Origin of the sequence: Nonlabens sp. Hel1_33_55, from assembly GCF_900101765.1 — a bacterium.
Lineage (GTDB): Bacteria > Bacteroidota > Bacteroidia > Flavobacteriales > Flavobacteriaceae > Nonlabens.
Genome location: NZ_LT627735.1, coordinates 3,011,263 through 3,032,484 on the forward strand (window position 1 = coordinate 3,011,263; position 21,222 = coordinate 3,032,484).

General features: G+C 40.6%; 20 protein-coding genes and 1 tRNA gene. 8 read left to right on the forward strand and 13 right to left on the reverse strand.

Features of this window, described 5'->3' with window-relative positions; genetic code table 11:
• The first annotated feature begins 44 nt into the window (after window positions 1–44).
• From BLO34_RS13530 to BLO34_RS13540, 3 genes are all read left to right on the forward strand, one after another.
• Window positions 45–1,343, forward strand: a complete 1,299-nt coding sequence (locus BLO34_RS13530) for an NAD(P)/FAD-dependent oxidoreductase (protein ID WP_090756058.1) — start codon at window positions 45–47, stop codon at window positions 1,341–1,343.
• 96 nt (window positions 1,344–1,439) lie between these two features.
• Window positions 1,440–3,356: a 4Fe-4S binding protein gene (locus tag BLO34_RS13535; RefSeq protein WP_090756059.1), complete on the forward strand. Its 1,917-nt coding sequence runs from the start codon at window positions 1,440–1,442 to the stop codon at window positions 3,354–3,356.
• A gap of 165 nt (window positions 3,357–3,521) precedes the next feature.
• Complete coding sequence (locus tag BLO34_RS13540; protein ID WP_090756060.1) at window positions 3,522–4,259, forward strand: SDR family NAD(P)-dependent oxidoreductase; 738 nt, start codon at window positions 3,522–3,524, stop codon at window positions 4,257–4,259.
• A 123-nt stretch (window positions 4,260–4,382) separates the two neighbouring features.
• Here the strand turns inward: BLO34_RS13540 and BLO34_RS13545 are convergent, their stop codons facing one another.
• The 11 genes from BLO34_RS13545 to BLO34_RS13595 form a co-directional block, all read right to left on the reverse strand.
• A complete protein-coding gene (locus BLO34_RS13545) occupies window positions 4,383–5,360 on the reverse strand; it encodes a YpdA family putative bacillithiol disulfide reductase (protein WP_090756062.1) in 978 nt (325 codons plus the stop codon).
• A gap of 145 nt (window positions 5,361–5,505) precedes the next feature.
• Window positions 5,506–5,895 carry a DUF4174 domain-containing protein gene (locus tag BLO34_RS13550; protein WP_157686845.1) on the reverse strand — a complete coding sequence of 130 codons (390 nt, stop codon included), beginning with the start codon at window positions 5,893–5,895 and terminating at the stop codon, window positions 5,506–5,508.
• Window positions 5,896–6,015: 120 nt separating this feature from the next.
• Window positions 6,016–6,858: a 16S rRNA (adenine(1518)-N(6)/adenine(1519)-N(6))-dimethyltransferase RsmA gene (gene rsmA / locus BLO34_RS13555; RefSeq protein WP_090756065.1), complete on the reverse strand. Its 843-nt coding sequence runs from the start codon at window positions 6,856–6,858 to the stop codon at window positions 6,016–6,018.
• A gap of 20 nt (window positions 6,859–6,878) precedes the next feature.
• Window positions 6,879–7,208, reverse strand: a complete 330-nt coding sequence (locus tag BLO34_RS13560; protein WP_090756067.1) for a DUF4286 family protein — start codon at window positions 7,206–7,208, stop codon at window positions 6,879–6,881.
• 4 nt (window positions 7,209–7,212) lie between these two features.
• Window positions 7,213–9,003 (reverse strand): tetratricopeptide repeat protein, encoded by a 1,791-nt coding sequence (locus BLO34_RS13565; protein WP_090756068.1) that lies wholly within the window; start codon window positions 9,001–9,003, stop codon window positions 7,213–7,215.
• A 3-nt stretch (window positions 9,004–9,006) separates the two neighbouring features.
• Window positions 9,007–10,281 (reverse strand): serine--tRNA ligase, encoded by a 1,275-nt coding sequence (serS, locus tag BLO34_RS13570; protein ID WP_090756070.1) that lies wholly within the window; start codon window positions 10,279–10,281, stop codon window positions 9,007–9,009.
• 68 nt (window positions 10,282–10,349) lie between these two features.
• The gene (locus BLO34_RS13575) at window positions 10,350–11,690 is read right to left on the reverse strand and encodes an HTTM domain-containing protein (protein ID WP_090756072.1); all 1,341 of its coding nucleotides are present in this window, start codon (window positions 11,688–11,690) and stop codon (window positions 10,350–10,352) included.
• Window positions 11,674–12,609 carry a bifunctional riboflavin kinase/FAD synthetase gene (locus BLO34_RS13580; protein ID WP_090756073.1) on the reverse strand — a complete coding sequence of 312 codons (936 nt, stop codon included), beginning with the start codon at window positions 12,607–12,609 and terminating at the stop codon, window positions 11,674–11,676. The genes BLO34_RS13575 and BLO34_RS13580 overlap by 17 nt, the downstream gene beginning before the upstream one ends.
• Window positions 12,610–12,743: 134 nt before the next feature.
• The gene (gene pth / locus BLO34_RS13585) at window positions 12,744–13,379 is read right to left on the reverse strand and encodes an aminoacyl-tRNA hydrolase (RefSeq protein WP_090756075.1); all 636 of its coding nucleotides are present in this window, start codon (window positions 13,377–13,379) and stop codon (window positions 12,744–12,746) included.
• A gap of 66 nt (window positions 13,380–13,445) precedes the next feature.
• The gene (locus tag BLO34_RS13590; RefSeq protein WP_090756077.1) at window positions 13,446–14,093 is read right to left on the reverse strand and encodes a 50S ribosomal protein L25/general stress protein Ctc; all 648 of its coding nucleotides are present in this window, start codon (window positions 14,091–14,093) and stop codon (window positions 13,446–13,448) included.
• Between the two features lie 27 nt (window positions 14,094–14,120).
• A complete protein-coding gene (locus tag BLO34_RS13595; RefSeq protein WP_090756079.1) occupies window positions 14,121–15,062 on the reverse strand; it encodes a ribose-phosphate pyrophosphokinase in 942 nt (313 codons plus the stop codon).
• 129 nt (window positions 15,063–15,191) lie between these two features.
• Between BLO34_RS13595 and BLO34_RS13600 the strand changes: the two genes are divergently transcribed.
• From BLO34_RS13600 to BLO34_RS13620, 5 genes are all read left to right on the forward strand, one after another.
• Window positions 15,192–15,273: transfer RNA gene (locus BLO34_RS13600), tRNA-Leu, on the forward strand.
• Between the two features lie 182 nt (window positions 15,274–15,455).
• The gene (locus BLO34_RS13605) at window positions 15,456–17,483 is read left to right on the forward strand and encodes a TonB-dependent receptor family protein (protein WP_090756080.1); all 2,028 of its coding nucleotides are present in this window, start codon (window positions 15,456–15,458) and stop codon (window positions 17,481–17,483) included.
• A gap of 81 nt (window positions 17,484–17,564) precedes the next feature.
• Complete coding sequence (locus BLO34_RS13610) at window positions 17,565–18,152, forward strand: HupE/UreJ family protein (protein ID WP_090756082.1); 588 nt, start codon at window positions 17,565–17,567, stop codon at window positions 18,150–18,152.
• Window positions 18,153–18,260: 108 nt separating this feature from the next.
• On the forward strand, window positions 18,261–18,692 hold the full coding sequence (locus tag BLO34_RS13615) for a deoxycytidylate deaminase (RefSeq protein ID WP_090756083.1): 432 nt from the start codon (window positions 18,261–18,263) through the stop codon (window positions 18,690–18,692).
• Window positions 18,689–20,281, forward strand: coding sequence for a S41 family peptidase (locus tag BLO34_RS13620; RefSeq protein ID WP_090756085.1), 1,593 nt, complete (start codon window positions 18,689–18,691; stop codon window positions 20,279–20,281). The genes BLO34_RS13615 and BLO34_RS13620 overlap by 4 nt, the downstream gene beginning before the upstream one ends.
• A gap of 5 nt (window positions 20,282–20,286) precedes the next feature.
• On the opposite strand, the gene BLO34_RS13625 is transcribed toward BLO34_RS13620, so the two are convergent.
• Together BLO34_RS13625 and BLO34_RS13630 are read right to left on the reverse strand one after the other, a co-directional pair.
• Window positions 20,287–20,478: a hypothetical protein gene (locus BLO34_RS13625; RefSeq protein ID WP_090756086.1), complete on the reverse strand. Its 192-nt coding sequence runs from the start codon at window positions 20,476–20,478 to the stop codon at window positions 20,287–20,289.
• 2 nt (window positions 20,479–20,480) lie between these two features.
• The gene (locus BLO34_RS13630; protein ID WP_231959513.1) at window positions 20,481–21,077 is read right to left on the reverse strand and encodes a MarC family protein; all 597 of its coding nucleotides are present in this window, start codon (window positions 21,075–21,077) and stop codon (window positions 20,481–20,483) included.
• Window positions 21,078–21,222 lie beyond the last annotated feature (145 nt).

Below are 21,222 nucleotides of genomic sequence, written 5' to 3' on the forward strand. Positions count from 1 at the left end.
AGTTTTAAAGACACATCTAATCGATACCTACCCAAATACGATCTATGGAACACGTTGTCATCATCGGTAATGGAATTGCGGGAATCACACTTGCCAGACACGTGCGCAAGTTTTCCAACAAACGCATCACTGTTATATCTGCAGAAACTGATTATTTTTTCTCTCGCACCGCGCTGATGTACGTATATATGGGACACATGAAATTTGAGCATACCCAACCTTATGAGAATTGGTTTTGGGAGAAAAACAGGATTGAACTCAAACGCGCCTACGTGAAGCATGTCGATACAGATGGGAAAATTTTATCCCTAGAATCTGGCGAGCAGTTTTCTTATGACAAACTCGTAATAGCTACAGGAAGTATCCCAAATAAATTTGGTTGGAAAGGTGAGGAATTGCATGGTGTGCAAGGACTGGTCACTCGCAATGACCTTGATTTACTTGAAGTCAATGCACCTAATAATGATGTGTGTAAGCGTGCTGTACTCATAGGTGGCGGACTCATAGGCGTGGAACTAGCAGAAATGCTGCATACTCGTAAAATCCCAGTCACATTTCTGGTCAGGGAAAAAGGTTTCTGGAGTGGCGTTTTACCCATGCAGGATGCTACAATGATAAGTGATCATATTATATCTCATGGAATTGATTTACGACATGAAGAAGAACTAGACGAAATTATAGGCGATCAAGACGGCAGAGTTACCGCGATAAAAACCAAAAAAGGCGAAACCATAGACTGCAACCTCGTTGGACTTTGTGCAGGTGTACGACCGCAAATAGGTTTTCTTGCTTCAAGCGGTATTGAAACCGATAAAGGCATTCTTGTAAATAGATTACTTGAAACAAATGTTCTTGATGTTTATGCTATAGGAGATTGTGCGCAACAGCGCGAACCGATTGGTGAGCGCAAACCCGTAGAAGCCGTGTGGTACACTGGCCGTATGATGGGTGAGACACTAGCACAAACTCTATGTGGCAATGCCATGGAATGGAATCCAGGGCACTGGTTCAATAGTGCTAAATTCATGGATATTGAATATCAAACCTACGGTTGGGTATGGAGCGACCCTAAAGATGGTCACGAGCACTACCACTGGCAGGATGAGAAAAACGAACGCGCGATCACGATGGAGTATGATATCGCATCCAGAGAATTTATCGGGATCAACACCTTTGGAATACGGATGAAGCACGAGGTTTTTGACCAATGGCTCACCGAGAAAAAATCTGTGGATCATGTGGTTCAACATCTTTCCAAATCCTGTTTCAATCCAGAGTTCTATAGACGACCATTTGAAACCATTAGGAAAGATTTTGAATCTGCCAAAGCGGCAACCACCTAATGATTGGACTTATTTCGATCACCTAATTATCTGTGCATCGATCATCGCAACCAAACAGTCCTTATTTAAAATATACACACCTTAACAACATAAAATATGTCCACATTTCAACGTAACATGTCGCTCACTGGTGAGCCGCCAAAATCCCTAAGTGCAGGTCAAAAGATCTTTACCGCATTTGGATTATTCGGGTTGGCTATTTTAATCATAGCCAACTTCAACGTGAGTTTTCCCAATAAAACGCTATGGTTGAGTATCGCTTTGGGAAGCATCTTTTTTGGAGTGGTAGGTTTTGCATGGTCTGCTTATGCAGGCAAAAGTGCGGGAATCAAGAATGACGGTGTGTGGTTTAAATCCATTTCTAGTCGCGGTTTCTGGGCGTGGTGTGCGATACTGGCTTTTTCTGGATTTTATGTGTTGCTCTATTTTTATCCGCAATTTTTGGGACTGGTAGAAGACGGAGATAATACTGGTGTTATTGCATTGTTCGATCCTTTATCAAAGTTTTTGAATGGTGGACCAGCTAGCCAGTGGTTTGTGTATGGAACACTTTATACGTTAGCGATACTGTCTTTTGGTATCAAGTTTATGTGGAAGTACCGTCACAATAGGTATGAGTTGATACGTACGGTAAGTGTGATGTTTTTCCAGACATCCTTTGCTTTTATCATCCCAGAAATCATGACCAGTTTGAATCAGCCGTATTATGATTTTAAGAACATCTGGCCTTTGAATTATGACCTGTTTAACGGTTATAAAATTGATGAGTTTTTAGGAGCTGGGAATTTTGGTGTTGCGATGCTCATTTTTGGTGTGGCATCCATCTTTGTCATCACGCCTATTCTGACCTATAAATACGGTAAGCGCTGGTATTGTAGTTGGGTGTGTGGTTGCGGTGGTCTGGCAGAGACTGCTGGAGACTCTTTCCGTCAGTTGTCCAATAAAAAACAATATGCGTGGAACATCGAGCGATGGGTGATTCATAGTGTAGTGGTGTTTTCCGTTGTTATGACTACGGCTGTGGTTTATTCCTATTTGAAAGGAAATGAATCTGCATTGAGTATAGGCAGTTGGAATGACTTTAGCGATAAGGTGGTCTTCATAGGAGAGCAAGATCAAAAGCCAGTTCACGATGTAGTTCTTGCCGCTCAAGAAGCTGGAGCATCCAGAGTCGTCTATCTAGATCGCACCGAAAACGACCAGCCCATACAACTACAATCTACCGAAGGAATCACCATTCCATTTGATGTGGTAAAAGAAGAGAATAACCGTCAAGGCATCAGTCAGATCATGGATCAAAAGCAGGCAACGCTTTTACCTATGGATCGTTCTCAAGAAGATATATTTATTGATAAAGGAACTGAAAGCGTCATCTATGACAATGTCTGGTTGAGTAAGGAGTTCTTCGTTTGGGGAGTTGTGGGTTTACTGACCTTAATTTTTGGATTGGTATTCCTTTTCCGTCGTGAGCAGCTTGCTAAGGATGCTAAAATAGGCGCAATCGCCTATTTTGTGATCGTCATTGGGTTACTATTATTTACGTACCTCGACGGATCAGGTAAACTGTTTCTTTTTGAATCGTGGAAATTGAATAAGTGGTACGGATTCTTGATTGGCGCTGTATTTTCTGGAGTCATTGGTACAGGTTTTTACCCCATTTTTGGAAATAGAGTTTGGTGCCGATTCGGGTGTCCTATGGCAGCAATTTTGGGCTTTCAACAGCGTATGTTTTCTAGATTTAGGATTACAACAAATGGTGGCCAGTGTATCTCTTGCGGTAATTGCTCCACCTATTGCGAGATGGGAATTGACGTGCGCGCCTATGCCCAAAAGGGCGAGAACATCATCCGTTCTAGTTGTGTAGGCTGTGGTATTTGCAGCGCCGTTTGCCCACGCGGCGTTTTGAAATTGGAAAATGGACCTATGGAAGGCCGCATCAATAGCGAGTCCGTATTGTTGGGACAGGATCCTGATCTTATGGCGTTATTGAGCAATCAAAAATCTGCACAATAGAACTTAAGTAAGATACTTTAGATTCATATGTGTTTAAATCATTTGGATGGAGTTCGCTTTCGCGAAAGCGAACTCATCCATTATTTCATACTAAAACTACGAACTTGATTTTCTAAAATTCTTAACTGCAACATGTTCGTTTTGTTTCTAACTTAGAAATAAAAAATGAAAAAGACAGTAATAGTAACAGGAGCCGCCAGCGGATTGGGAAAAGCAATCGCAACAAGATTCGGTAAAGAAGGTTATAACGTGGTCGTGTCTGATATCGATGAAGACGCATCCAATAAGGTGGTGAGCGCCATAGAAAAAGACGGCGGATCGGCCCATTTCATCAAAGCAAACGTCGCCAAAAAATCAGAATGTGAGCAGTTGGTAAAGCAAACGGTCGAGAAATTCGGTGGTCTAGATGCTGCCATCAACAATGCAGGAATAGGTGGTGAGATGGCGCTATCTGCAGACTATTCTCAGGAAAGCTATGAAAAAGTGATCGATATCAATCAGCACGGTGTGTTTTATGGATGTCAAGCGCAAATTCCCGCGATGTTAGAAAATGGTGGTGGTGCGATCGTGAACATGTCCAGTATTCTCGGGTCTGTAGGCTCGCCACAATCAGTGGCTTATGTGATGGCAAAACATGCTGTTGTAGGATTGACGCAAACTGCCGGAATAGAATATGCCAAGAAAGGTGTACGAGTCAATGCCGTAGGTCCCGGCTATATCCAGACGCCGTTGTTGGATCAAATAGATAAGGAACAGAAAGAAGCTTTGGTTTCTCAGCATCCCATAGGTAGATTGGGTAAACCAGATGAGGTGGCTAACCTAGTGTATTGGTTGTGCAGTGATCAGGCGAGTTTTGTGACCGGATCTTATTATACCGTGGATGGTGGTTATACTGCGAGGTAAAAGTCTTCTTCTATAGTTGATAAAAATTGAATCCTAAAAGCTTAAAACGTTTTTGGGATTTTTTCTGTCAAATTATGGCAAGAAGTTTAGTGGGTTTTCGCTTTCGCGAAAGCGAGATCCCTATCAAGCCAGTTGCTTTAATTTTGATTTAATATCATCTATAATCATCGTTGCATGAACGCGGCTATTTTCTATAAACCATTTGTGGGTTTCCCTACCGCCACATATCACACCAGCTAGATAAACATTTTCTACATTGGTTTCCATGGTGTCTTCATCATAAGCTGGAATCATTTTATCGCCCTGAAGGTCGATTCCCATCATAGTGAGAAAAGCAAAGTTGGGTTTGTAACCCGTCAATGCGACAACAAAATCATTTTCTAGATCAACGGATTCTCCGTTTTGGGAGATGGTGATCTCATCCAATTTAATCTCAGTGATTTCGGAATTAAAATAGGCTTTGATGCTACCTTCTTTGATTCTGTTTTCGATATCTGGTTTCACCCAGTATTTGACTCGGTCGCCTATGGACTTACCTCTAACGATCATGGTAACGTCACCACCTTTACGATATATTTCCAAAGCTGCATCTACAGCACTGTTGCTAGCTCCAACAACGGCAACTTTTTGAAAAGCATATAAGTGTGGATCATCATAGTAGTGGGTTACTTTGGCGAGATCTTCGCCAGGCAATTTTAGTTTGTTGGGAATGTCGTAGAATCCTGTTGCAATAATAATGCGGTCGCTGTACCATTTACCTTTATCAGTTATGACTTCAAAAAGATCTTTTTTATTGACTTTCAATACCTTTTCAAATAGCGAAATATTCAATTTGTTAGAGGTCGCTATGCGTCGGTAATATTCCAGCGCTTCCTGCTTGCTGGGTTTTGCTTCTTTGGAAATAAAAGGGATCTCATCAATTTCTAGCTTCTCGCTGGTAGAAAAGAAATGCATGTTAGTAGGATAGTGGTAAAGCGAATTCACGATCGGTCCCTTTTCAATGACCGCATAATCTAATCCAGCCTTTTTAGCTTCTAACGCACAGGCAATACCAATTGGCCCTGCACCAATAATCAATACATCATAAATTCTTGCATCCATAATAGTAAAGATAGTGGCTGTGAAAAACTTAAATCTAAATTGAAACTTAAACTAAGTAGAAACTAGAATTGAGAGAAGAAATAGAAAGAAAAAGGATAACCTCAAACTTTTATAGAACTCGCTCATCCTTCAGCAAATAATAAAGCTAGTTGTCCTTGCGCATCTCGCGCTCTCGCATGGGCATGCTATCGATAATGTCAAATAATTCTTTGCTAGACATAGGCTCATTGCGTTCTTCTTTTACAGAGCCGTCCAGACCAATAAGCACCATCTTGAATTCATCATCCTTCTGCATAAACTCTTTAAACAAATCAGATGATTCATTCCATTTCTCAGATTTTGATCCATCAAATTTTTGAAGCCTGACCTCGCTAGGTAATACTTGATACATGACTAATTTTCTTTCTGCGCACTCCTCTTTAACCGACTTGAGATCTGCGATTTGAGCTTTGTAATGCTCGTTAGCTGCATCGTTACTTAAGACCAATACAATTCGGTTTTTCCATTGATGGTTTTTCAAGTCTTGTGAGTCCATAGTAGCGCTTATTAAAAAAATGATTAGAAATAAAAAATACCTCATATCTAAAAATAGATCAAGTCATGCTTCTTAGAGCAAGGCTTAACTAAGAATTAATCCTTTGGTGAAACTTACCTGTTACTGCGGTAAACCTTCAATCTCAGTAGTAAGATCCACAAACTGCTGGACTGATATTTGCTCTGGACGCAAGTTGAAAAGGTCGCGTTCTCTCATCTCGTCTGGCAGATCCATGGACTTTAATGAGTTCCTCAACGTCTTGCGGCGTTGATTGAAAGCAAGTTTTACAACTTGTCTCAGTTTATCATAGGAGCAGGAAAGCTGGTCGTGATTGGGCTTTCGCTTGAGCGATAAAACACCACTATGTACTCGTGGTGGTGGATCAAAAACCTCTGGACCTACCGTAAACAAATATTCTGCATCATAATAAGCTTGAGTCAAAACCGATAAAATTCCATACGTTTTGGAACCGTGTTGAGCGCAGATGCGTTGTGCAACTTCCTTCTGGAACATACCACCAAATTCAGGAATCTGATCCCGATTTTCGACCGTTTTGAAAACAATCTGTGTACTGATGTTGTAAGGGAAATTCCCGATGATTGCAAAGGACTTATCACCATAGATCTCTGTAAGATCCTTTTGCAAGAAGTCCGTTTCAACTACTTCAAATGTTTGTGGCGTGACAATTTTAGCGTGTTCGATTGGAAACGAGTGTTTCAAATAAACCACGGACTCACTGTCAAGCTCAAGGGCTGTTACTTTGATCCCTTTTCTAATGATGTGTTTAGTGAGCACGCCAGTTCCAGGACCTATTTCCAGAACTTGATCATAACCTTTATAGGATAATGAATCTGCAATCTGGATGGCGACATTCTCATCTTTGAGAAAGTGCTGTCCTAGATGCTTTTTAGCGGTAACGCCCTTATCCTGAGTAGTATATTTTTTAAACTGCTTTTTAGCCAAATCTGGTTTTTTCTATCCTGTTAATTCATGTTACCGGTCACGCGATATTCATCGATCATATCTAATTCTGTTCTGAAGGACAACACCTGTTCGCCAAATCTGGCAACTTCTTTTTTACGCATGGCATCATCATATTTTTCATAATACAATTCCAGCGCTTCGCGACTGGTAGCCTTGTATTGAATAGAAAATGTACTACTGCCATCTTGCTCTTCAACAAGAACTCGTGTTAACCTGGCATCCATAAATAAACCCGTTCCCAACACCTGTGCGATGTGTTCACGCGTCCATTCCAGCCATTCTTCTTCTATTGATTGTGCCATGTTACTGGTCACGTTGTAAATTACCATGTACTTAAATTTCGGTAGGTTCAAAATCACCTCTCAACCTGCGATAACGGCGTCTTGCATCGATAAAGAAGATACTGTCTGCATGGTTGTAGATGACTTTCTCGTAGATTTTTTGAGCCTCTTCTGGTAGGCCCAATTGTTCTTCCAGCAGCAATCCCAACCTGTAGTAGGCATCGTCTGCAAGAATCCCATCGCTAAAATTGCTGATGATGGAATTATAGTTTTCCTGTGCTTTTTGCCAGTTCCTTTCAAGTTCAAAAAGGCTGGCTTGTTGCAATAGAGCCTCGTCTTCAATGTCGTCTCCTTTATGGTCTAGCAGTAAGGATTGATAGAGTGATAAAGCCTCTTGGTTTTTGTTTTGGTATTGTTTGAGTTCCGCTTTCGCGAAAGCTTTCAAAGCCACAAACGTCGTATCATATAACGAGTGGTCGCTTATGGTCAAGCTTAGTTCCATGGCGTCGTTTGCGATCAACTTGCTGGTAGCACCGCGCAGGACTTTGAGTTGAGTCAGGCTCCACTTGAAATCTCCCTGGAAATAACTCGTGCGTGCTACCTTGAACTGCGATTCCTGAGCGATTTCTGAATTGGGCAAATCATTCTGCACCTGACTGTATAGGATAAGCGCGCGATTGAATTGCTCCTGCAGCACGAGAATATCTGCGAGTAGCATCTTGCTTTCTGCCTTTTGATATTTTCCCAGGTTTTGCTTTTCAAGTTTGCTCAAAAGATCAATCGCCTGCTGATAATCACCAGATTTGAAGGCGAGGAAATTCGCATAATCCAGCTGCAAAACAAAAGACTGCTCATCTGCGCCATATTGCTCCAATAACGATTCGTATTCGGTTTTGAGTGCTGGATAATCCGTTAGTTGGGCGTTTTCAGTCTTTATCTTGAGCTGTAGTACTTGAGCTAGATATCTAATTCGTGCGACTTGACTGGTTTCTATGATATAGTTCAGGATATTTTCTGCGGCTAGATCATCTTGTTCGTCATGAGCGGTTTCTGCAAGATCCTGCAGCCCGAACATATTTTCCTTGGTACGGTTATAGATTGCCTTCTCTTGAACAAAAGCTGCGTTAAAATCCTTTTGCTGCACAAACAGCCAGCTCAAAATCTGATTGTATAATAATTTTGGTTCTTTGCGCAATCGCAAGAGTAGCGTTTTGCGCAATTCCTGATTTCCGCTGTTTGCGGCATCGTCTGTCACGTATTGGGAAAAGACCGCTTGAATGCGTGGTACGATCTGCTCATTTTTCTCCATGAGATCCAGATACTTTTCAAACATAAAAGCTAGCTCACCTTGCTCTCCATAAAGTCGTGCGGTCTGGAAATTATAATCCATCGTAGAATCAACCGCCATAGTGCGTTCATAGCTTTCTATCGCCTCTTTAAGCAAACTACGTCGCTCAAAGGATTGGGCAATATTGTAACCGTATCTTGGGATCGAATCAATTTGCTGTATGGCCGTTTTGTAGTAGTTGCTAGCAAGACTGTCTTTTCCTTGAAGACTCGCGTTGTATCCTTTTTCAACAGGAAACAAGAGTTTGTTATAAGCTACACGTTCACCAGCGTTGAGAAGACTGTCAGCACGTTCATAGTTTTCCAACTGCTGCTGAAATCCAACCATTCTAAATAGAATGTTGAAGTTTCTCTCATTAGTTGCATAAGCCTTTGCATAAATCGCATAAGCCTTATCATACTCTCCTTGATCTGCATAGTTGTCTGCCAATTGCAAGTTTTGGGCTTGACCCAAATAAGCAAAAGGTAGTAGGCAGAGAAGAAGGAAGTACTTCATAAATTATAAGTCGATGCGATCAAATCCGCAATATGGAATGAGCACTTTTGGAATGTTGATGTGCTCTTCTTCTTGAAAGTTCTCAAGAATCGAAGCTAAGATACGTGGCAATGCGAGTGCACTACCGTTTAGAGTATGAGCCAATTCTGTGCCATTGTTACCATTTCTATATCTAAGCTTCAAACGGTTGGCTTGGAAAGTTTTGAAATTTGAAACGCTACTTACTTCCAGCCATTTTTCTTGAGCCGTACTGTATACTTCAAAGTCATACGTAAGTGTTGAAGTAAAGCCAAGGTCACCACCACAAAGCCTCAATATTCTATAGGGAAGTTCAAGTTCTTCCAGAATTCCCTTTACATGAACGACCATCGCGTCTAATGCGCTATCGCTTTGATCTGGATGCTCAATGCGTAAAATCTCTACTTTATCAAATTGGTGCAGTCGATTCAATCCACGAACATCAGATCCATAACTACCAGCCTCACGACGGAAACACGGTGTGTAACCTGTCATGGCAATAGGAAGATCTTTTTGCTCCAGTAAATCACCACGATAAAGGTTGGTAATAGGAACTTCTGCAGTTGGTATTAAGTATAGATCATCTATTCCTACATGATACATCTGGCCTTCTTTGTCTGGTAGTTGTCCAGTTCCAAAACCGCTGTCTTCATTCACAAGATGTGGTACCTGCATTTCTTCATAACCAGCAGCAGTATTCTTATCTAAGAAATAGTTGATCAGCGCACGTTGTAAACGAGCACCTTTTCTTTTATAAACCGGAAAACCAGCACCAGTAATTTTATTACCTAGCTCAAAATCTATGATGTCGTATTTTTTGGCTAGTTCCCAGTGAGGTTGAGCAGTGTCCACCAATTGTGGTATGTCACCATTCTGAGAAACGACTTCGTTATCTTCATCGCTATTTCCAGCGGGAACACTTTCCTGCGGGATGTTGGGAATCATATAAAGAATAGATTGAAGAGCCTCCACAGCATTGTTGAGCTGTTCGTTTAGATCTTTTGATTTTTCTTTTAAATCTCCAGTTTTGCCCTTTAGCTCATTAGCTTCTGCGCCTTTTCCAGATTTAAATAGATTCCCTATTTCCTTTGATAATCTATTGCTCTCTGCCAGTGTTTCGTCCAGTTCGGTTTGAAGTGATCGACGTTTTTCATCCATCGCAATCGCTTTTTCAAGCAATGGTGCGGCGTCAATATTTCTCTTTTTAAGAGCGCTTGCAAAAGCATCTTTATGCTCACGTATGGCTGCAATCTGTAACATGGTAATGATTATGATGTAAGAATCAAAATTACTATATCTACAAGGAAAAATAGCAGATTGTCACTGGTTTACTTGAATACCGGCATGGGTCGATCATAGCCTGGTGATGGCAATATCCATTCATGATGTTTGAAGTGACTCCACGAAGTGGCAGCAAGATCTACAGTAGGATCTGTGAATTGTGTAGGACTGCGTCCATTAATACCAACTTTTGCATCTACATAAACGGCAATATCCTTTCCTTCGGCAGCGTATTCTTTTTTCAGTTTTTGAGCAAACTGCCACATAAAGTCTGGTTTGCTTTGTACAGATCGATCCTGTTTAGTGGATAGGTAGTCTTTCAGTCTCACCCTAGATCGCTCACCTGTGGCTTTATCTTCAATAGTAAATGTGGCGCGGCCGGTACGACTGCGTAACATCATGCGCCAGCTCAATCGGTGACCTTCTTCTGTCCAGAATACGTCATCCTTAAAAGTCCAGTGCCTTAAAGGTAATAGCAACATTACTGCAAGAAATATTGTTCCTGAAGCCAGAATTAAATTGCGGTATTGAGGCACGACGATCTCGCCTTTGTTGTAAAACGGTTTCTTCCATAAGAACCATTGATGGACTTTTTGAATGGAAAAGAAGAAGAGTAGAAACGACAACGCCATATATGGAAAGATACCAATCTTAAACACCACGCTATTGAACAAGTGAAAGAATACAGATGCTGCAACGGCAAACCATCGCGTCCTTTTCCATAGAAGAAAAGGAACTATTAATAAGTCAAAGGTCAACCCAAAATATTTTATCGCTTCATGAGCCCATTCGTATTGGAGAATATCCCAGTTCTTGCCTCGAGTACTCATTAAATACCTCGGGAAACTACCATCAAGCCAGTCAGGATAGAACTTGGCAATGGTTGCATAGGCATACACGATCCATATCAATCCTATTATAAAAACATAAATCCCGCGAGACATGCTTTCTCTTTTTATACTAGGATTCAAAGTACTATCTACTGATACTGATCGATGCGCCGGCAAAAATATCATGATGTAGTTAAGTAGCATCAAGAGATAACAGTGATTGTTATAACTGGATTTTTGAAGCAGGTAAACGTACGTCCAGGTGATAGCGTAATAGGTTATGGCAATACGGTATTTATATCCTATCATTACCATGAGTCCAGCGACGCCCATAACGCAATAGAAAACATACATCCAGTTTCCTGGTAACGGCTCTAGAAAATCAAAACCTATAAAAGTGAAGGTGAATTTAGGTTCGACAAACTGACGTCTAACCATCCCAGTAGCGATGGAGCCAAAAGCCTCACAAGCGAGCAGCAACCCAAAAATTATTCTAAACGCCACCAGCGCAGAATTATCTACTTGCTTAAATAACCATTGATCAAGCGTTACTCGCATAGTCTCTGGTCTTTTGCTCGTCAGTTGCCATTATTTTTTTCAATTCATCCATGGAATTAAACTTGGCTTCATCCCTAAGTCGTTTGTGAAAGAACAGCTCCATTTCCTGTCCATAAAGATCTTTATCAAAATCTATATAAAAAGTCTCTATGGTAATGCTACCGTCCGCATCAGATACAGTTGGGTTTTTGCCTATGTTAGTCATTCCATAAACACGTTTTCCATTAATTACGCTGCTCGTAATATAAACTCCCATTTTAGGAATGAGTTTATATTTTTCTACTACATCAAGGTTGGCCGTTGGGTAATTAATAGTTCGGCCTATTTGTTTGCCTTTGACGATGGAGCCATGAATGCTAAATGCTCTACCTAGATATTGATTAGCGATCTGTATCTCGCCATCATTGATCGCGCTACGTATTTTAGTACTACTCACTGCGACCTCGTCAATTTCTTCCTTTGTAATCTCGATCAGTTCAAACCCATAATCTTCTGCATCCTGGCGCAGGTTATCGATATTGGCACTCCTGTTACGTCCATAATGATGGTCATAACCTATAACAACAACGGCAGCATTGAGTTGATCGACGAGAATATCTTTTACATATTCACGAGCAGATGTTCTTGAGAATTCTTTTGAAAAAGGATGGATGATCATGTGTTCCACACCAGTTTTTGCCACTAGATCTACACGTTCATTGATCGTATTGATAAGTTTGAGGTCGTATTCTGGTTGTAAAACCATTCTAGGATGTGGAAAAAAGGTCAGTAGAACCGTTGTTAAGTCCTCTGTTTTGGCACGATCCACTACTTTTTGCAAGATCTGTTGATGGCCATGATGCACGCCATCAAAAGTCCCGATGGTCACCACGGCTTTCTTGCTGGCCTTATATTGATCGATTTGTTTATACGTGTTCAATGAATTTCAAGTTTGTGCGCATCTTGCAAAATAAGGCAATGTGTTTGGAATAAATGGAGCTTATAAGATGGTTTTAATATGGTGTTTGAGTTCGCTTTCGCGAAAGCGGAACATAAATCAATCACACTTTACTTCTATTTACCATTAAATTGGTTCATGGCATTTGCAAGACCGCCATGGACAAAGGCCAGCGCGGCAGATGCGGCAGTTTCTATACGTTCTTGAAGTGACTTGAGTTCGTCGTCATTCCATTCTCCCAGTACATAATCGACTTGCCTACCCTTAGAAAACTCATCAGAAATTCCAAATCGCAATCGCGGGTAATTAGGTGTGTTCAGCTGTATTTGCGTGTCTTTAAGTCCATTATGACCACCGTCGCTCCCTTTTCCCTTCATACGTATCGTACCAAATTCTAGGTTGAGATCATCTGTGATGACCAGGATCTGTTCCTTGGGAATGTTTTCCTGCTTCATATAATATTTGATCGCCTTGCCTGACAAGTTCATGAAAGTGTTGGGCTTGAGCAGGATGATGGTTTTACCTTTGTGAGTCGTTGTTGCAACATCGCCCAACTTCAGGGTCTCAAAGGCGACTGCTTTCTCATTTGCCAGTTGATCAAGCACTTTGAAGCCTATGTTGTGACGTGTTTCTGCATACTTTGCTCCAGGATTTCCCAAACCAACGAGTAGGAATTTTTTCATGTGATCTTCTTGTTGTGGTTTATCATCAGAAGCAGAACTTCCAAACCATTTTTTCCAAAGGGATTTCATAGGGTAAAAATAAAAAAGCCGTTCGAGCAATTGCAGGAACGGCTTGTATAATATTCAGGAATTGGTTTACTCGTCCGTTCCTTCTTTAACAGCAGCTTCATCATCAACCTCAGTTGCTGGAACTTCATCTGCCGGTACTTCTTCTTCCTCTTCTTCATCAGCGATTGCTGTACGAGAGTTTTTCACCATAAGTACAACGATATTATCTGCGTGCATGATTTCATACTCATCCACTCTTAGATCGCGTACATATTTTTTGTGACCTATCTTCATATTGGAGATATCCATAGTAATGAAGTCAGGTAGGTTTCCTGGAATTGCCTTAACACGTAGTTTACGTAGGTTTCTTCTCAAAACACCACCATTAAGTACACCGCGAGCGGTACCTGTACTACGTACGGGAACTTCCATGGTAACTGGCTTGTCATCAAAAATTTGATAGAAATCTGCATGTAAAAGCAGTTCTCTTACTGGGTGCCATTGCATATCTTGAGCAATTGCACTGAATTTACCGTCGCTACCCAAATCTATTTCTACTAGATGTGCATCTGGAGTGTAGATAAGGTCTTTGAACGCTTTTTCTTCTGCTGAAAAATGTATGGGCTCGTCTCCTCCGTAGATTACACAAGGTACCAATCCAGCATTACGTAGGGCTTTAGTTGCCTTTTTGCCCACGCTTTCTCTTTTAGATCCTGAGATCGTGATTGATTTCATTTTGGGTTATTTAATTATTAATTGAAATTACATTACAAAATTATCGCTTATGGACTCGTTGTTCTGGACGCTTTTCATAACGCCTGCAAACAAACCTGCACAGGATAACACTCTTATTTTTTCACTTTTTTGTCGCAGCGGTATCGAATCTGTCACTATCAGTTCTACCAATTTTGAATTCTCGATACGTTCATAAGCCTTTCCAGAAAGAATGGCATGTGTACAAATCGCTCTCACGCTTTTTGCACCACGCTCCATCATTACATCTGCAGCTTTAGTCAATGTACCAGCGGTGTCGACCATGTCATCTACTAGCACTACGTTTTTACCAGTTACATCACCTATCAATTCCATATGGGAAATGATATTTGCTTTTTGACGTTGCTTATAACAAACTACAACATCACTCTCCAGTACTTTAGAATAGGCATAAGCCCTTTTAGAACCACCCATATCAGGAGAGGCAATAGTAAGATCGCTTAAATTCAAACTTTTCAAATAAGGTATGAAAAGGGAAGAGGCAAATAAATGGTCAACTGGCTTTTCAAAAAATCCTTGAATTTGATCTGCATGAAGATCCATGGTTATGATACGTGTAGCGCCTGCTGCTTCCAGGATCTTTGCAATCATTTTAGCACCTATCGGCACACGTGGTTTGTCCTTACGATCCTGACGTGCCCAACCGAAGTAGGGTATTACCGCCGTTATGTGTCTGGCACTAGCTCTTTTTGCACCATCAATCATCAATAGTAGTTCCATTAAGTTGTCACTACTAGGGTGTGTGGAACCTATCAGAAAGATGCGTCGACCGCGAATGGATTCTTCAAAGGAAGGTTGGAACTCACCATCACTAAAGGTGGTAAAATTCACTTGACCCAATTGTGCACCGTATTCTTTAGCAATGGATTTTGCTAAATCCATACTTTGTCTACAACCAAATAATTTTGCTTCAGAAATTGAATAAGGCATTGGTGACGGTTTAGGGTCTTGATTTTAAGGCTGCAAATGTAAAACTTATTTCTGTGAGCAAAGATAAAAAGCTGTATAAATCGTATTGCAGATTGATATTATTTGCTACTTTTGCCATCCCAATTTTATGCCTCAGTGGTGGAATTGGTAGACACGTTGGATTCAAAATCCAATGCTGCAAGGCGTGCCGGTTCGATTCCGGCCTGAGGTACAATAGCCAAGACAAAAATGTCTTGGCTATTTTGTTTTAGGGCATCAAATAATCTAACCACATAATAACTCTTTTGACAAGGTTCAATCTTGAACGCAAAAGTCCCGTTAAATAAAAGGTCAATTGATTTAATTGGAAATGCTGTATTCTAACTTGCCAACTTTAATTAATCCAATCACTTTTTGCGCTCTAATCTATTTATTACCATCGTTTGCTTTTTGTTTTCCTGCAGTGTTATTGCACAAATCGATACCCTGGAAACCGTAAGAATTAAAGTCAATCCAGTAATAGATATTGAAAATATTGACGAGTCAGTTCCATTTTCTATTGATTCCAAAAGCTTTACCAATTCTAGACAGCGATTTCAGCAGCTTTCTTTCAATGAATATCTTGAAGGTGTTCCAGGACTTTTTGTTTTGAGCACCAATAATTATTCTCAAGACTTGAGAATTTCTATAAGAGGATTTGGGGCGAGATCAGCTTTTGGGATTCGAGGTATCAAACTAGTTGTTGATGGAATCCCAGAAACCACGCCTGATGGTCAAGGCCAGCTGGATAACTTGACCTTATCCATTATAGAGGATTTACAAGTCTTGCGAGGACCAGCTTCTTTGTTGTACGGAAATGCTTCTGGCGGTGTCATCAATATAAATACCATAAGAAAGGTTGACAGTACGTTTATCCAGGCTGGAACAACCATAGGAAATTATAATATGAACAAGTTCGATATACTAGGCGGTATCAAACATAAAAATGGTTCGACTATTATTTCTGGTTCTAGAACAACTACAGATGGCTATCGGGATCAATCTGCATTTGAAACGAACCAGCTGAATGTGAGATCTAATTTTAATTTGGATAATTCTAGCAGTCTCAATTTGCAGCTAAATTATACAGACAGCCCTATAGCACTTGATGCCGGTGGATTGACGATTGAAGAAGTAAACGATAATAGAAGACAGGCACGATCTGCTAATCTCACCTTTGACGGACGGGAACAGGTACGCCAACTCAAAACTGGAATTTCCTATAAAAAGCTATGGAAGCAAATAGGGTTGGAGTCGTATGCGTTTTATTCTTACAGAGATTTTGACAACAACCTACCTTTTGAAAATGGCGGTCAGGTAGAATTGTATCGTAACTATTACGGTCATGGAAGTTATTTGACTTATGAAATGAACGAGTCAAATTATTCGAACAAAATCCAACTTGGATATGCTCTCGCTTTTCAAGCAGATCAGCGACAACGTTTTGACAATTTAAATGGTGAACGTGGTGAATCAAACTTTAATCAGCTGGAATCTTTCAATTCTTATGGATTCTATCTGGTGGACAATCTAGAGATCTCGAACTGGAATATTCAAGGTGGATTGCGATACGATATAAATTCTTTGGAGGCTGATGATCGAACGACAGCTGCAAACAGTAGTCAGCAAAACTTGAATAGTTGGAGTGGTAGTTTGGGATTGAGCTACAATCTTGGTAATTCCACTTACATTTTCTCAAACGTATCTACCAGCTTTGAGACACCTGCACTTACTGAATTATCATCAAATCCTAATGGAGGTACCGGGTTCAATACAGATCTTGACCCGCAGCGAGCCGTGAATTACGAAATAGGATACAGGCAAAACAAAGCCAGATTCAATTGGAATGCAGCCTTGTTTTATATTAGAACAAGCGATGATTTAGTTCCTTTTGAACTAGCGCAATTTCCCAATCGCACTTTTTTCAGGAACGCTGGTAGTACTAATCGCTATGGACTAGAGCTATCTGGAAATGTTCTGGTTTCGAACTCCTTTACTTTGAATGGCTCATATACCTATTCTCGTTTTGAATATGATGAATACACCCTAAATGACGAAAATTTTCAAGGTAATTTACTACCAGGAATTCCTGAACATTTAGCAACACTGGGAATCACTTATCAAGCAGAAAATAAGCTTACCGTTCAATGGAATAATACCTATCGAGGTGAACTATTTGCTGACGATGCAAACGCTACTAATGTGAAGTCAGCTTTCATATCAAATATTAATTTAGGATATCCTATTAAATTTGATAAGCTGCAACTATCGGTAAATGGAGGTATTAATAACCTCTTTGATACATCGTATTTTGATAACGTCCGCATCAATGCTTTTGGAAATCGATACTACGAACCTGCTCCAGGCATCAATTTTTATACAGGAATCAATCTTCGATTTTAGGTAGGAATAAATCGGTTAGGTGTTTTAATAGAGCGCCCTTCTTGTTATATTTCCCGTTTTAACACAAGTTGATTACAATTGATGAATAATTTTATTTTTTACTTTCTGGAAGGTTTCTGGCATGTGCTTGACCTACAGGCTTATGACCACATCCTATTTATTATTTTACTAGCCGTTCCATATCTATTTAATGGATGGCGCAAGCTGTTGCTGCTGGTTACCGCTTTTACCATAGGTCATACTATATCGTTATTGCTCGTCACTTTTGGAAAGGTTTCATTTTCCACGGCCTATATAGAGTTTCTTATCCCAGTGACCATAGCCGTTACGGCGCTTTATAACATTTTTACTGCTGGTCGCAGGCACCAGAACAACACACCGTGGCTCACCGCTATCATAGCCGTTTTCTTTGGATTGGTTCATGGTTTTGGATTTTCTGGCGCTTTTCGCATGCTGGCCTCAGGAACAGATGATAATGTCCTATTGACGCTAGTTGAATTTGCGTTGGGAATCGAGGGCGCACAACTGGTTATCGTCCTGATTGTCTTGATATTAAACTTTATCTTTACTGGGTTATTTCGTTTTAGTAAACGAGAGTGGTCGCAGATCATTTCAGCTATTATTCTTGGGATCGTAATTCCTATGTTAATCGCAAGATGGATCTGGTAGAATGCGTTGAGGTTGATGATTGTTTCGCTTTCGCGAAAGCGAACTAAAAGTAAACCCATCTACACACGACCAAATGACTAGTGGTACCAACTTTAACAACCAACTAATTTGAAGCCAGAAAAACAGCACAAATACGATGTAGCCTATCTACGCATGGCTCGAGAATGGGCGCAGCTATCCTACTGTAAGCGACGCAAAGTAGGTGCGCTTATAGTGCGTGATCGCATGATTATAAGCGATGGTTATAACGGTACGCCCAGTGGTTTTGAGAACTTTTGTGAAGATGAAGAAGGGTATACTAAATGGTATGTCCTACATGCAGAGGCTAATGCTATATTGAAGGTTGCAGCATCAACACAGTCTTGCACTGGAGCGACATTGTATATCACTATGTCGCCTTGCCAGCAATGCAGCAAGCTCATTCATCAAAGTGGCATCAAACGTGTAGTTTACCTTGACGCCTACAAGGATGATAGCGGTTTGCAATTCCTTGAAAAAGCAGGCGTTGTTGTAGAGCATATAAACCAACTGGATTCATGAAAAAACAATATCTGTACTATCCACTATTTCTGGGAATCTTCTTTGGATTAGGGATCTTGATAGGCAATCTCTTGTCTGTCAATGGTATGGATGATACGTTTACCACAGCGGGAAACCTCAAGAAGCGCAAATTAAACCGACTTATTGATATCATCGACCAGCGTTATGTGGATGAGGTCAATACAGATAGTATCGTTGATGTGACGGTAAATGGCATCTTGCAAAACCTAGATCCACATTCTGTTTACATATCCACAGATCAAGCTGAAGCCGTTGCAGATGACATGCGCGGTAATTTTGTTGGGATTGGGATTAGGTACTTTGTGAATCAAGATACTATCGCTGTTTTGAGCACCGTAAAAGATGGTCCCAGCGAGAAAGCTGGAATCAAGAGTGGTGACCGTATACTAACAGTAGATGGACGACCATTGTACGGCGATAATAAGGTTTCAACAGATGAGCTTAAAGGTAAATCTGGTTCCAGGATTACATTAGGAGTTCTCAAACCTGGTGACAGCACAGTATTCAATATTCCAGTCACTCGCGGTAAAATTGCTATCCAAAGCGTTGATGCAGCTTATATGTTGAACAATAAATTAGGCTACATCAAAGTCAACCGCTTTGCAGAGTCTACGGTCAAGGAATTCAACCAGGCAATAGATCTATTGAAACGTAAAGGAGCGCAACAGATAGCAGTTGATCTTAGGGACAACCCTGGCGGAGTTCTACAATCTGCTCTTGAAATGGCAGATGAATTTTTGAAGGATGACCAATTAATGTTGTTTCAAAAAGACCGAAACAATAAAAGGAAAAACAGTTATGCCACTGATTCAGGAGACTTTGAAGACAAACCTGTTTTTATATTGATCAATGAGAACAGTGCTAGTGCCAGCGAGGTTGTAGCAGGTGCGTTGCAGGATAATGATAAGGGAACCATTATAGGCAGACGCAGTTTTGGTAAAGGATTGGTTCAGCAGGAAATGCAACTGGGTGACGGTAGCGCGGTTAGATTAACCGTCGCAAGATATTACACGCCGACTGGCCGGAGCATTCAACGACCGTACAATACTGGTAATGAAGATTATTTCAATGAGTATCTGGAACGCTATGAGAACGGTGAATTGCAGGATAAATCCAACATCGAAGTCAACGACTCACTGAGGTATAGAACTCCTGGCGGCAAGATTGTTTATGGCGGCGGCGGTATCATTCCTGACGTGTTCGTTGCAGGTCCCAAAGGTTATGAAAATCAAACGCTAGATTATTTTGCGAGAACAGGTTTTGCAGATCGCATGGCTAACGAGTTTTTACGCACGGAAGGTTATTACTTGAGGTCCATGCCTAAAAAAGAATTCATTGACTCGTACCAGGTTCCAGAAACTCTGTTATTGAAATTTTATCAGAGAGCGCGAAGTGGTAATAACTTGTCTTTAAGATTGACTGGCAATAGAGAGTTTATGATGCTGCTTTTAAAAGCTTCCCTCGCAGAACAGCTCTACGGAACAGAATTGAAGATTAAACTCCTCAACACTCAAGATCCCATGATTGATAAATTGCTAGAGTTGAGCAAGAGTCAAAAAAGTTCTTAATTCTATTATTGCTGCTCCTTGATTCTATAGGATATAAGCATGATTCCCATTAACAGAACAACGCACAATGCAGCGATGATACTGATTACTGCAATCTGGCTCTCGCCAACTAACAGATTGGTAAAATCAAGCTTGAAGACATTAAAAACGATACTGGCAATACCCAGAATCATAATTGCGTAGAATACGTATTTCATAACTAGAATAGTTCTTTGATATTAGTCGCAAATAACTTGACGGCTATCGCAAGCAAGATAACTCCAAAGATTTTCCTTACCACGTCGATTCCTTGTTTTCCTATAGCTTTTTCAATACGGCCAGAATTTTTCAATACAGCGTAAACAAACACAATATTGATTAAAATAGCAGCGATAATGTTGATGGCGTAGTATTCTGACCTTAGGGATAAGACAGATGTCAAGGTTCCAGCTCCAGCAATCAACGGAAAAGCTATGGGAATTATTGCAGCCGTTTCTGGCTGGTCGTCTTTGTACAGTTGTATTCCTAATATCATTTCTAAAGCAATGAAGAAGATGATAAAAGCTCCTGCTACTGCAAATGAGTTCACATCTATCCCGATAAGGTTAAGCATGCTCTCACCTATAAACATGAAAACGATCATCAAAATTCCCGCAACGACACTGGCTTTTTCACTCTGTATATGGCCCACTTTGCGACGTAAGTCAACAATGATAGGGATACTACCTACAATATCAATTACTGCAAATAATATCATGCTAGCCGTGAAGATTTCCTTGAAATCAATTACTGCAAAAAAGTCGGGAACCATACTCATAACAAATCCTTTTTTCGGCGTGCAAAAGTACTGACTTTAAAAAGGTTGACTGGCAGGTGTATAGGTTAAAGTTACGTTACTAAAACCTGAAGTTAGACTGACTGTAAAGAGCTGGTCTTTGGTTTGATCGCATCGTATATTTGCA